Annotated in this window: 7 protein-coding genes; 6 read left to right on the top strand and 1 reads right to left on the bottom strand. The window is 65.5% G+C overall.

Going from position 1 to position 13,196, the window contains the following annotated elements; all coding sequences use genetic code 11:
- Positions 1-222 precede the first annotated feature (222 nt).
- The gene (locus ACFSCT_RS12670; protein WP_379143281.1) at positions 223-3,240 is read left to right on the top strand and encodes a calcium-binding protein; all 3,018 of its coding nucleotides are present in this window, start codon (positions 223-225) and stop codon (positions 3,238-3,240) included.
- Positions 3,241-3,242: 2 nt separating this feature from the next.
- Here the strand turns inward: ACFSCT_RS12670 and ACFSCT_RS12665 are convergent, their stop codons facing one another.
- On the bottom strand, positions 3,243-4,070 hold the full coding sequence (locus ACFSCT_RS12665) for an ABC transporter permease (protein WP_379143279.1): 828 nt from the start codon (positions 4,068-4,070) through the stop codon (positions 3,243-3,245).
- A 76-nt stretch (positions 4,071-4,146) separates the two neighbouring features.
- Between ACFSCT_RS12665 and ACFSCT_RS12660 the strand changes: the two genes are divergently transcribed.
- From ACFSCT_RS12660 to ACFSCT_RS12640, 5 genes are all read left to right on the top strand, one after another.
- Positions 4,147-5,433 carry a KpsE/RkpR family capsule polysaccharide export protein gene (locus tag ACFSCT_RS12660; RefSeq protein ID WP_379143277.1) on the top strand — a complete coding sequence of 429 codons (1,287 nt, stop codon included), beginning with the start codon at positions 4,147-4,149 and terminating at the stop codon, positions 5,431-5,433.
- A 4-nt stretch (positions 5,434-5,437) separates the two neighbouring features.
- Complete coding sequence (locus tag ACFSCT_RS12655; protein ID WP_379143275.1) at positions 5,438-6,244, top strand: ABC transporter ATP-binding protein; 807 nt, start codon at positions 5,438-5,440, stop codon at positions 6,242-6,244.
- 272 nt (positions 6,245-6,516) lie between these two features.
- Positions 6,517-12,078 carry an alpha-2-macroglobulin family protein gene (locus tag ACFSCT_RS12650; RefSeq protein WP_379143273.1) on the top strand — a complete coding sequence of 1,854 codons (5,562 nt, stop codon included), beginning with the start codon at positions 6,517-6,519 and terminating at the stop codon, positions 12,076-12,078.
- 103 nt (positions 12,079-12,181) lie between these two features.
- Positions 12,182-12,583, top strand: a complete 402-nt coding sequence (locus ACFSCT_RS12645) for a ketosteroid isomerase-related protein (RefSeq protein WP_379143271.1) — start codon at positions 12,182-12,184, stop codon at positions 12,581-12,583.
- A complete protein-coding gene (locus ACFSCT_RS12640) occupies positions 12,580-13,164 on the top strand; it encodes a GNAT family N-acetyltransferase (RefSeq protein ID WP_379143269.1) in 585 nt (194 codons plus the stop codon). The genes ACFSCT_RS12645 and ACFSCT_RS12640 overlap by 4 nt, the downstream gene beginning before the upstream one ends.
- Positions 13,165-13,196: the final 32 nt, after the last annotated feature.

The following is a 13,196-nucleotide window of genomic DNA, read 5'->3' as shown; positions in this document are numbered from 1 at the left end:
GGACGGGTCCCGCCCCCGCCCGCAGACTGAGGCATCGCCGCGCTGTCGCCTGCCTTGGCCGACGCGGGGCGGGGGCGACGATCGACCGATTACCCCGCCCCATCCGGTTCGGGATCGGGCGAAAAAGGGGCGAAAATTTTCCGGCGCGTTCGGCCAAAGGAACGATTGGTTAATATTTGACCGCTAGGCTGGGACCATCGATTCAGCCAGCCGGGGATTCAGATGATCGGGTTCCAAGTCGTCGCGCGTTATACCGGGCCGGACAAGCGCCTGACGACCAATATCACCGATCTCGAGGCGCATTACGGCACGCGCGGCTGGACGATCTACAGCGCGACCGATCAGGGCGGCGGGATACAGGCCTATCGGCTGAACGCTGTCGACAAGATGGCGGCGCGCATCTCCAGCGCGGCCTATCCGAACGGCCTGGCCCATTTCGACAGCCCCCAGCTTGGCGTCGTCGACATGGGCGGGCGGGAATATCTGCTGCAATCTGGGCTGACCAACGCGATCTCGCGGGCGGTATCTCTGGACCCGGCGGGCGGTTTTGGAAACTGGACCAACCTGTCGGTTCCGAACGGCGTTTTCGGCAGGCTCGTCGCGCTTGAAAGCTTTTCGATCGGCGGCCGTACGTTTCTGGCCGGAACCAGCGATGGCACCGCCGGTCTGACCATCTATCGGCAGGGCGCCAGCGGTGCGCCCGTGTCCGTGTCCCGCACCGTCATCCCCGAAAGCAGCGGCTTCCGCAATGCCGAGATCGACCATCTTTCGGTCGTCACCAGACCGAACAGCGCCTATGTCGCCGGCGTCTCGACGCTTGGCAACTTCATTACCCTGTCGACGATCGGCGGCGATGGCACCATCCTGAACACTCGTGTCCTTGATACCCGGGCCGGGTCTGGGTTTTCGCAGCCGCGCGCGGTCGAGGTCGTCGGCGTGGACGGCACCGATTATCTGGTGGTCTCGTCGGGGCAAAGCTCCTCGCTGACCACGATCCGCCTGCTGCCCGGGGGCAACATGGTCGCGGTCGATCACGTCATTGATGAACTCGACACGCGCTTCCGAGGCGCGACCGCCATGGATGTCGTGACCATCGACGGGCGCAGTTTCGTGTTCGTGGGCGGCGCGGACGACGGCATCACCGTATTCACCATCTCGCCCAGCGGGCGGCTGATACATCTGCGCACCATCGCGGACGCGGACGGCATTACGCTGGCCAGCGTATCGGCCCTGAAGGCCGTGGCGATCGACGGCAGGATCGCACTTTTCGTCGCCAGCGCTACCGAAAACGGTCTTACCCAACTGGTCTTCGATCCCGGGACGATCGGGGTGACCAGACGCGTCGGCATTTCAGGCGTGCCGGCGACCGGCGGCGGCGATCTTCTGGAGGCGTCGGGACGCGAGGTCGGGGCGCTGAGCGGTGGGCCGGGCGACGACATTCTGATCACCGGCGGCGGGTCGATCAAGCTGACCGGCGGGGGCGGCGGCGATACATTCGTCGTGACCCCGGGTCGCGGCAAGGTGCTGATCACCGATTTCCAGCGTGGACTGGACAGCATCGACCTGTCGCAGATCCCGATGCTGCACAGCACGGCGCAACTGACGATCCGCGCCACCGCGGCGGGTGCGATCATCAGTTACAACGGCCTCGTCATTGATGTGCGGGGCTATCCGGCGGGTCCGATTGCCGGCAGCTATTTCGGCGATTGGCTGTTCCCCGCCGCGCATTATCAGGGCATCCCGGTGCGGGTGGTGCTGATGGGCTCGTACCGGAACGAGGTCATGCTCGCCCCGCTCAAAGGCGGCTCGCTTTACGGCATGGGCGGCAATGATCGCCTGCGCGGCAACGGGCTCGAGGATCTGCTGAACGGCGGGACCGGCAACGATTCGCTGTTCGGGCTCGAGGGGCACGACACGCTGATCGGCGGCGCGGGCAACGATCTTTTGTCCGGCGCCGGGGGTGACGATCTGCTGCTTGGCGATCAGGGTGACGATCGGCTGCTCGGCGGCAGCGGCAATGACGAATTGCGCGACCCGGGCGGCCGCAACCGCATGCAGGGTGACGCCGGCAACGATACTATCCGCGGCGGCGCCCATGGCGACATGATATATGGCGGCGAGGGCGACGATCTGTTGCTGGGCGGCGGCGGAATCGACACCATCCGGGGCGATGCCGGCAACGACAAGATGCTGGGCGGGACCGGCGCCGGTTGGCAGGACGGCGGCGCGGGCAATGACAGCATCTGGGGCGGCCCGGCCGCGGACACACTGTTCGGCGGTGCGGGTGACGACCGCATTCTGGCCGGCGCCGGCAACGACATAGTCCGCGACAAATCCGGGCAGGACACGATATATGGCGGCGATGGCGACGACCGGCTGATCGGCGGGACCGGCGTCAACCGCAGCTTTGGCGGCTTTGGCCGCGACACGATATATGGCGGCGGCAGCGATGATTGGCTGGACGGTCAGCCGGATGATGACATCATTTACGGTGATGATGGCAATGACACGCTGTTCGGCGGTTCCGGCGATGACCGGCTGATCGGCGGCGCGGGACGCGACCGGCTGGTCGGCGGCGAGGGCAACGACATCATCGACGGCGGCCCCGGCAATAACACCGTCCAGGGCGGCCCGGGTCATGACAGGATCGCCGGCGGCCACGACAGTGACTATATTCTGGGGGATGACGGCAACGATACGATTCAGGGCCGGAACGGTGATGACGCGATCATCGGCGGCCGCGGCGACGATGTCATCGCCGGTGAGGGCGGCAATGACACCATCAACGGTCAAACCGGCGATGACCGGATCGACGGAAACGCCGGCGACGATGTGCTGGTCGGCGGTGATGGCACCGATACGCTCAGCGGCGGTTCAGGCCGTGATCTTCTGTCCGGCGGTGATCAGGACGATCTGATCAGGGGCGGCGCCGGCATCGACACGCTGACCGGCGGGGCCGGTGCGGATGTGTTCATTTTCGACGCGCGCAACGACGCCCCAATGGGCGACCAGACCGACTATATCTCGGATTTCGATGTGACATGCGATGTCGTGGACCTGAGAGCGCTGGGTCTGACGATGATCGGCAGCGGCACGTTTACCGCGCCCGATCAGCTTGCCATTCGACCGGCCGAAAACGGCTATATGCTGCTTGCCGATTTTGATGGTGACCGCAATCCGGATTTCGCCGTCTATCTGTCCACGAACGGTCCGCTGACCGCCGACAACATCCTGTGCTGAGATCACTTTTCCATGAGCAGGCGGAAATGCCGACTGAGCAGCAGCACACCGAAAAACAACGTCACACTACTCAGTGCACAGACATAGAACGGGCTGACGTAAGCGGCATCATAGGTCGAATAGATCGCGTGCCGCATTTGCCCGACTATATGAATCAAGGGGTTATACCAAAGAACGTTCTGCGCCTCGCGCGGCATCGTGCCGTAAAGATAAAACACCCCCGACATCAGAAACAGCGGCCGGGTCAGAATCGCCCAAATCCGCTCCCAGGCCGGATAAGCCGTCATCAGATAGCAATTCAGCGTGCCCACGCCCGCGGCCAGAAAGGTGATCATCCCGACCGAGCCGAGCAAAGCCAGCATGTCCACCTGCTCGGTCGCGTTATAGATGACGAAAATACTAACGATAACAATTGCGTATACCAAAAGGTCCTTCAGCACGTTCAGGATCAGCCGCGCCAGGATGACATCGACCCAGGTCACGTTGGGATAGGCCATGAAAGGTTGCGAAAACCGGATGGATTGGGCGATCTTGACCGAAAGCTCGTTGAACATCATGAACGGCAGAACGCCAGTCGCATAGAAAAGCGGAAAGATCGTGCCCAGGGACGGGCGGTTCTGGATCAGCGAAAATATCAGCGAAAAGAAGGCGATGCCCGCCAGCGGCTCAAGAATGGCCCAAAGATAGCCGGCGGCCGACCGGCCATAGGTCGTTGAGATCTCGCGCAGCATAAGCGCCACGATCACCCGCAACATCTGAAAGCGGGGTTGAGGCCGGCCCGGTCGCTGTGCCGGGCGCAGGAGTTCCATATTCGTGTTGCTGTTGGTCATCGGTTCCGGCCGGTCGCGCACTAGCCGCTGGCGCAGCGGCCCGCCCTTCTGTAGAACGCGACTCGCCCGGGAACAAGTGAAAGACCAAGGCGACGTGACCCAGATGCCCCAAAATCCGCCCGGCCGGCCGGCACCCCAACCGCCCGAAGCCCGCCCCGCCGCAGTGACCCCGGTTCAGGTGCCCCTGCGCCCGGGAACACCGGCCCCGTCGGATCAGGCACCGCAGAATATCCGCGCGCCGGCGGGCGTGGCGCGGCCACGCTGGCGGCACTGGATGCTGGTCATCTCATTCCTGCTGCTGGTCGTGTTGCCGGTACTGGCCAGCGCCGTCTATCTTTGGACCCGCGCGGTCGACCAATACGTATCCTCGACGGCGTTTTCGGTCCGCAAGGAGGAATCGCAGGCCTCGCTGGACATTCTGGGCGGCATAACCAAGCTGACCGGCTCCGGCTCGGCCTCGGACGCCGATATCCTGTTCGAATTCATCCGCAGCCAGGACATGGTGCAGCGGCTTGATACCAAGATGAACCTGCGCAAGATGTTCTCGGCCAACTGGCCACGCGATTTCGTGTTCGCCTATGATCCAAGCGGCACGATCGAGGATCTGACCGAATACTGGCAGCGTCAGGTCAAGGTCTCGAACGACAGCAGTTCGGGCATCCTGACGCTGGATGTCAGCGCCTTTTCGCCCGAGGACGCGCATGCCTTGGCCGTGGCGATTTTCGCCGAAAGCACGCAAATGATCAACAAGCTGTCCGAGGCGGCGCGTGAGGATGCCACCCGCTTCACCCGGCAAGAGCTTGAAAAGACGCGCGATGATCTGACCCAGGCCCGGCAGGATATCACCGCTTTCAAGATGCGCACCCAGATTGCCGATCCGGCCGCCGATCTGGCCGCGCAGATGGGGGTGCTCACGCAATTGCAGACCCAGCTTGCCGAGGCTTTGGTGGCGCATGACCTGCTGCTTGAAAACGCACGCGAGAACGACCCGCGCGTCATTCAGTCAAAGCAGCGCATCGCGGCCATCGAATCGCGGATCGAGATAGAGCGGAAGAAATTCGGCCCCGATGGCGAGGGGCCCGGCGGCCAAAGCTATTCCACCCTGATGGCCGAATACGAGAAACTCTCCGTCGACCGGGAATTCGCCGAGGGCGCCTATCGCGCCGCGCGGGTCAGCCACGAGGCCGCCGTCGCCGAGGCACGCCGGCAGTCGCTTTATTTGGCCGCCCATATCGAACCGACGATGCCCGAAAGCTCGCGCAAACCGGACCGTCCGATGCTGCTTTTAATCATTTCGATTCTGGCGCTGCTGAGCTGGGGAACCCTGATCCTGATTTATTACAGCGTTCGCGACCGGCGATAATCACATGATCAGGCTGGAAAACCTGACCAAGGTCTATAGCGTGAAAGGTGTTCGCACCACGGTCGCCGATTGCCTGAACACGGTGTTCCCGACCGGTGCGTCAGTCGCATTGCTGGGGCGCAACGGGGCCGGGAAATCCAGCCTGCTGCGGATGATCGCGGGGACGATGGACGCGACGTCGGGGCGCATCGTCAGCGATGGAACGATCTCTTGGCCGGTGGGCTTTGCGGGCAGCTTTCACCCCGAATTGACCGGCGCGCAGAATGTCCGCTTCGTCGCCCGCATCTACGGCGTCGATACCGATCAACTGGTCGATTATGTCCGTGATTTCGCCGCGTTGGGGGGGCATTTCGACCAACGGTTCGGCTCCTATTCCTCGGGGATGCGGTCGCGGCTGGCGATGGGGACCAGCATGGGCATCGACTTTGATACCTATCTGGTGGACGAGGTGACCTCGGTCGGGGATGCGGAGTTCCGCGCCCGCTCCGAACTGGTCTTTACCGAGCGGATGCAGCGCGCGAGTTCGATCTTTGTCAGCCACAGCATGCCGATGGTGCGCCGCATGTGTACGATGGGGGCGGTGCTTTCGAACGGGAATCTGCAACTGTTCGATGACATCGAAGAAGCGATTGCCCGGCACGAGGTGCTGATGGGCGTCCCCCCCAGTCGCCGCCCCGTTGCCCCCGCCGCAGCGGTGCCGCCACCCGCCGGGGCGGCAAAGCCCGCCGCGCCCCGACCCGCCGCCCCCCGCCCCGCTGCGCCACCTGCGGCCAATGCGGGCACCGGCCCGACGGGCAACGCCACAGGCTAGGTCGGCCGAAATTCGGCGCATCCGCGAATCCCGTTTCGGTTCGGCTGCGCGACACCGGTGACGCAACCGCCTCTGCTTCGGCGCAAGCCCCCCCAATTCAGGGTTGTGTCATCACCCTGTCGGGATACCCGCGTATCATCATCCTGCCGGCGCATGTGACCGGCGGGGCTGATTATTTGCCCGACCGCACCGGCGTTTGTCCTGATGCCGATTGTAGAAACCGGCACTCTGGGGCACACTTCCGCAACAATATGTAAACGGGGGTAGTTGTTATGCGCAGATTGACCGGGGCGATTGTTGGTTCGGTTCTTGCGGTGTTCCTGGCTGGGCCGGTTCTGGGCCAGACGCAGCTGATACCGGAAAAGCGGATGGTCCTGACCGCCGACACCGACATGCCGGGCAGCGATCTGAGCAAGATTTTCGACACCTCTGTCGAGGCCTGCCTTCAGGCCTGTTTCGCGGACGCGAATTGCAAGGCCATCACCTATAACCAGCGTTCGCGCGCCTGTTTCCCAAAGGGCGACGGGGCGCAGTCGACGCCCTTCGTCGGCGCCGTTTCGGGTCGGGTGATGGTCACCCCGGACGCCGTGCAAGCCACCGCGACCAAGCGCGCCGAGGCGGCAAAATGGCTGACCGACAGCCAGCTTGACGAGGCGCGGGAGCAGGCCCGGGTGCTCGCCACCTCTTACGATCCGGTCGCCGGGGACCCGCGCGAATTGATGTCGCAGGCCCAGCAAGCCGCGAACAGCGGCAGTCAGGGCGCCGCGATGCGCTTGTTCGCCGCGGCGACGGCGCAAACCGACAGTTCCGCCGGCTGGACGGCGATGGCGCGGACCCTGCTTGGCTATACCGACGACCAGACCAGCCGGGCCCGGGTCGCGCGGCTACAGGCGATCAACGGCTATCTTCGCGCGACCACCGATGATGACGCCGCGCTGGCGCTGGCGCAGATGGCGCGCGCGATGCAGCGCATCGGCGCCGGGCAGGATTCGATCGCGGTGCTGGGCCTTGCGCGGGAACTGGCCCCGTCGGACCAGTTGAACAGTGCTTACGAGGCCGCGATCCGTGAATACGGCTTTCGCGTCACCGACCATCAGGTGTCAAGCAGCGGCGCGGCCCCGGGGCTTTGCGTGAACTTCTCGGAACCCTTGGCCGAGGAGGTTGATTTCGCACCCTTCGTGCGCACGCAGCAGACCGGGCTCAGCATCGAGGCGAACGGCGCGCAGCTTTGCGCCGAAGGGCTGAGCTATGGCGAAAAGGCCGAATTGACGCTGCGCCGGGGACTGCCGGCGGCAAGCGGTCTGAAGCTCGAGCGGGATGTCACCGTCTCGGCCTTTATCCGCGACCGCAATCCGCTGGCCACTTTCGCCGGCCGCGCCTATGTGCTGCCGCGCGGCGGCAACCAGACCATCGACATCAAGACGATCAACACCCGGTCGGTCGACCTGACGCTTCTGCGCATGTCCGACCGCAACCTGATCCGTTCGTTCCGCGACGATCTTTTCGGCAATCCGATGGACAGTTGGGAATCCGATTCCTTCACCTCGGATATGGCCGAGGAAGTCTGGAAGGGAACGGCCGACGTGGCCGGCGCCTCGGATGAAAACCGCAACGAGGAACTGACCACGGGGCTGAACGTGACCAGCGTCGCGGGTCCGCTGGAGCCCGGCGTTTACGTTCTGCAAGCCCGTCTGCCCAAGGGCGTGGCCGCCGATTCCGAAGAGCTCGTGGCGGCACAGTGGTTCGTGATCTCGGACCTTGGCATGGCCAGCTATCTGGGTGCCGATGGCCTGACCGTCGCCGTGCGCGGGCTGGGTGATGCGCAGCCGCGTGAAGGGATCGACGTCGCGCTGATGTCGCGCGCCAACGGCGTTCTGGGGCGCGCGCGCACCGACGCGCAGGGCGTGGCGCGTTTCGACGCCGGTCTGACCCGGGGCGAAGGCACCTCGGCCCCGGCACTGGTCACCGCCAGCGTCAGCGAGGCGGATGGCACCCCCACCGACATGGCCTTCCTCAGCCTGATCTCGCCCGAGTTCGATCTGTCCGACCGGGGCGTCGAGGGGCAGCCGCCCGCGCCGCCGATCGACGTTTTCCTGACCACGGATCGCGGCGCCTATCGGGCGGGCGAGACCGTCAACACCACCATTCTGGCCCGCGATGACAAGGTCGCGGCGTTGCAGAACCTGCCCCTGACGGCGGTGCTTTTGCGCCCCGACGGGGTTGAACAGCAGCGCGCCACCCTGACCGACAGCGGTGCCGGCGGCTATATCCTGTCGCTGCAATTGCCCGATACCGCGCCGCGCGGCGCATGGCAGTTGCAGGTCCGGGCCGAGGCCGACGGTCCGGCGCTGGCCTCGACCCGCGTTCTGGTCGAGGATTTCCTGCCCGAGCGGATCGACTTTGCGCTGGACGTGCCGACCGGCATTCAGGAATTGGGCGCAACCATTCCGGTCGGCGTCGATGCGCGCTGGCTTTACGGCGCCCCCGCCGCGAACCTTCCGGTCGAGGTCACGCTGGGTCTTCAACGCGCGACCGCCGTCGAAGGCTATAAGGACTTCCGCTTCGGCCCGCACGATCTGGGGGCCAGCGCCGAATCCAATATAGCCGCCACCGGGGAAACCGATGAGACCGGCAAATTCCAGGCCGACATCACCATTCCCGAAACCACCTCACTGGCCACCGTGCCGATCGAGGCGACCATTGCCGTAAGCGTGCGCGAAGGCGCCGGCCGTCCGGTCGAACGGACCGAAAAGCGTCTGGTCATGCCCGGTTCGCCCGTCGTCGGCATCAAACCCGACTTCGAGGATGATACGGTCAATGAATCCTCGAAGCCGGCGTTCCGGCTGGCGCTGGTCGGCCCCGACGGCAAACCCGTGGCGGGCGAAGTCAAATGGACCGTGAACCGCGTGCGCACGGAATATCAGTGGTATGCGGTCGGCGGAAGCTGGAACTGGGAACCCCTAACCCGGCGCGAAAAGGTGGACGAGGGCACCGTCTCGGTCGCCGCCGACGGCTATGCCGAGATCACGACGCAGGTTGAATGGGGCGAATACGAACTGATCGCCAAGCCTTCGGGCGGCGCGGCTTCGGCGGAGGGCGTGGGGCTGGCCTCGGTTTCCTTCTTTGCCGGCTGGGGCGCTCCGGCCAACTCGGGCACGCCGACCCCCGACCGGCTGAGCGTTTCGCTTGACAAGCGGTCCTATAAATCCGGCGACACCGCGCAGGTGACGATCGACGCGATCAGCGACGGGGTGGCGGTCATTTCGGTCATGTCGAACCGGCTGGTCTCGCTGCAATCCACGCCGGTCAAGGCGGGGTTGAACACGGTCGAACTGCCGGTCACCGACGAATGGGGCGCCGGCGTGTATGTCGCAGCCACCACGATCCGGCCGCTTGACAGTTTCAAGCCGGGCGAGCGGGAGCCGATCCGCGCGCTGGGGCTGGTCCATGCCGGCGTGGATCCCGGTGCGCGCAAGCTGAACGCCACCCTGACCGCGCCCGAACAGGCGCTTCCCCGCGCCGACTTGCCGGTGACGCTGGCCGTGGACGGAGGCACGCAGGGTCAGACGGTCTATGCAACCATCGCGGCGGTGGATCAGGGCATTCTGAACCTGACCGGCTTCAAATCGCCCGATCCGGCGAAGCACTATTTCGGCCAGCGGCGGCTGGGGGTTGGCATCCGCGACCTTTACGGCCGGCTGATCCTGCCCAGCGGCGCGCCCGATGGCGCGGTCCGCACCGGCGGCGGTGAAGCGAACATGGGCGGCTTTCAGGCCCCCCCGCCGACCGAGAAGCTGATGTCGTGGTTCTCGGGCCCGATCACGCTTGGCCCCGACGGCACTGCGCAGGTGCAGGTGCCCGTCCCCGACTTCAACGGCGAGATTGCGCTGATGGCGGTGGTATGGACCGACAAGGCGGTTGGACAGGCGACCGGCAAAGCGGTGGTCAGCGATCCGGTGGTGATGACCGTGACCGCGCCGCGTTTCCTTGCCCCGGGTGACAAGGCGGAAATCGGGCTGGCGCTCGACAACGTCTCGGCGCCCGCCGGGCAGGTCAGCGTCTCGGCCACCGACAACGGCGGCAATATCGCGCTGGGTCTGGGCGACATGCCGGCACCGATCACGCTGGCCGAAAAGGCGCGTGGCCGGATGACGCTGCCGATCACCGCGCCGACGATCCCCGGGCTGGCGCAGGTGCGCCTGTCGCTGACCCCGCCCGGAGGCGGCCCCGCGGTGACCAAGGATATCGCGATCCCGGTCCGCTCGGGCCGGCCCGAGATCGCCGTCCAGACCCGCGAGGAACTCGCCCCGGGTCAAAGCCTGTCGCTGGACGCAGGGCTTATCTCGCAACTGGTGCCGGGTACGGCGACGGTCACGCTGGCGGCCGGTCCCTTTGCCCAGCTTGACGTGCCGGCCGCGCTTGGCCAGTTGCGGCGCTATCCCTACGGGTGCACCGAACAGGTGACTTCGGTCGCGATGCCGCTTTTGTACCTGTCGTCCCTGTCGGAACTGACCGGGCGGCCGGAAACCGGCGATCAGGTCGATGAGACCGCGAAGTCGATCAACGACGTGATCGCGACCATCGCATCGCGCCAGACCGGCGACGGCGCTTTCGGGCTGTGGTCGGCGGATTCGGGCTATGACACCTGGCTGACGGCCTATGCCACCGATTTCCTGTCGCGCGCCCGCGCCACCGGTTACGACGTGCCCGACGCCACCTTCAAATCGGCCATCGCCAACCTGCAATCGGCGGTGAACCGCGCCGGCGACCCGCAGGATGCCGATAAATGGGAGATGAGCAGTCTCGCCTATGCGCTGAACGTCCTTGCGCGTGAGCGGGCCGCGAGCATCGGCGATCTGCGCTATTACGCCGATGAAGCGGCCTCGCGGTTTGAAACGCCGCTTTCGGCGGCGATGCTTGGCTCGGCTCTGGCGGCCTATGGCGATCAGCAGCGCGCCGACCGGATGTTCTCGCAGGCCGCCCGGACCCTGGACAAGCAGGGTGTGCCGCTGACCGAGCCCCAGACCTGGCGCGATGATTACGGCACCAATATGCGCGACCGGGCGGCGATTCTGGCGCTGGCCGCACAAGCCGGGTCGGAAGCGATCGACGCGGTTTCGATGACGGCCGATCTGGCCCGCCAGCTGGACCGGCGCGCCCAGAACCGGGGCGGCTTGTCGACGCAGGAAGCCCTGTGGACGGTGCTTGCGGCGCAGGGTCTGGCGCAAGGCGGTCAACTGGGCGTGACGCTGAACGGCGCGGCCATGGAACAGGCGGTCACGCGCCTGCCCGATCTGGCGACGACGTCATCGACCGTCGCGAATACCGGATCGCAGCCGACCATCGTGACGGTGACCGGTTTCGGTCTGCCGGCCGATCCTGCGCTTACCGCCGGCGGCAAGGGCTATGCGATCACGCGCCAGTATTTCACCCTGGAAGGCAAGCCGACCGATCCCACGCTGGTGCCGCTGGGCACGCGCATGGTCGCCGTGCTTGAGGTGCAGCCCTTCGACGACATGGGCGGTGGCCGGCTGATCGTGAACGATCCGCTGCCCGCCGGGTTCGAAATCGACAACCCGAACCTGCTGCGTTCCGGCGATATCTCGGCGCTGGACTGGATCGACGGCATCACCGCGGTCGAATCGGCCCAGTTCCTGCAGGATCGCTTTATCGCGGCGGTCGACTGGCGCGACAAAGAGGCCTTCAAGCTGGCCTATATCCTGCGCGCGGTCACCCCGGGCGAGTTCGAACATCCCGCCGCCAGCGTCGAGGATATGTATCGGCCCGAATACCGTGCCTGGACGGCTGCGGGGCGCAGTCTGGTCGTGCCGTAAGGCACGGGGCGCGCGGCCCCCGGGGCCCCCGCAGCATATCTTCCCACGCCGGATTTCCCGCCCCGTCAGGGGCGGGCTACGAACGATGAAAGGACATTTCGGGATGGACGCGAAAGCCGTGATCACCGCCTATTACGATGCGTTCAACCGTGGCGACACGGATGCGATGCTGGATCTGATGACCGATGACGTGGCCCATCACGTCAACGAGGGTAAGGTTCGGCGCGGCAAGGCGCTGTTCGCCGAATTCAACGCCCATATGACCGACAGCTACCGCGAGAAGCTGACCGATATCGTGGTATTCGGCAATGCCGACGGCACCCGCGCGGCGGCCGAATTCACCGTCAACGGCACCTATCTGAAAACCGACCCCGGCCTGCCCGAGGCGCACGGCCAGACCTATGTCCTGCCCGCGGGGGCGTTCTTCACGCTGAAGGGTGGACGCATCGACCGGGTGACGACCTATTACAATCTGGCCGACTGGGTGGCTCAGGTCAGCGCATGAAGGTTTCGGTCCGTCCCCTGACCGGCGAGGCGCTTGCCGCGGCGCTGCCCGATCTGGCAAAGCTGCGCATCGCGGTGTTCCGCGACTGGCCCTATCTCTATGACGGCGATCTGGCATATGAGCGGCGCTATCTCTCGGGCTATGCCCGACCCGAGGCGATCGTGATCGGGGCTTTCGATGGCACGCAGCTTGTCGGCGCGGCAACCGGCATGCCGATGCGGTGCCATGCGGATGAATTCGAATGCGCCTTCACCGGCCGCCCCGAGCCGATCGACGATATCTTCTATTGCGCGGAATCGGTCCTGCTGCCGCAGTATCGCGGTCAGGGGCTGGGTCACGCCTTCTTTGACGGGCGCGAGAGACATGCCCGCGCGCTTGGCAAGCGATGGTCGGCTTTCTGTTCGGTCCAGCGCCCCGTCGACCACCCCGCGCGCCCGGCGGGTTTCCGCCCGCTGGACGAATTCTGGCGCAAACGCGGCTATGCCCCCCTGCCCGGCGCTATCGCGCATCTGGCTTGGAAAGACGTGGGCGAGACCTCGGAAACCCGCAAATCACTGCAATTCTGGAGCAGGGCGTTGTGAGCGCGCCGCGTGCCGCGAACCCCGGTCAGCCA

It is taken from the genome of Paracoccus pacificus (assembly GCF_042680785.1).
GTDB classification, from domain to species: Bacteria; Pseudomonadota; Alphaproteobacteria; order Rhodobacterales; family Rhodobacteraceae; genus Paracoccus; species Paracoccus pacificus.
Note: the sequence above shows the minus strand (reverse complement) of the source record. Positions and strands in the feature narration are given on the sequence as shown.

What these genes read in the sequence shown, in the direction of transcription:
- ACFSCT_RS12650 (WP_379143273.1), top strand. Translation starts at nt 6,517, where the DNA reads ATGCGCAGATTGACCGGGGCGATTGTTGGTTCGGTTCTTGCGGTGTTC.
- ACFSCT_RS12640 (WP_379143269.1), top strand. Translation starts at nt 12,580, where the DNA reads ATGAAGGTTTCGGTCCGTCCCCTGACCGGCGAGGCGCTTGCCGCGGCG.
- ACFSCT_RS12670 (WP_379143281.1), top strand. Translation starts at nt 223, where the DNA reads ATGATCGGGTTCCAAGTCGTCGCGCGTTATACCGGGCCGGACAAGCGC.
- ACFSCT_RS12665 (WP_379143279.1), bottom strand. Translation starts at nt 4,070, where the DNA reads ATGACCAACAGCAACACGAATATGGAACTCCTGCGCCCGGCACAGCGA.
- ACFSCT_RS12655 (WP_379143275.1), top strand. Translation starts at nt 5,438, where the DNA reads ATGATCAGGCTGGAAAACCTGACCAAGGTCTATAGCGTGAAAGGTGTT.
- ACFSCT_RS12645 (WP_379143271.1), top strand. Translation starts at nt 12,182, where the DNA reads ATGGACGCGAAAGCCGTGATCACCGCCTATTACGATGCGTTCAACCGT.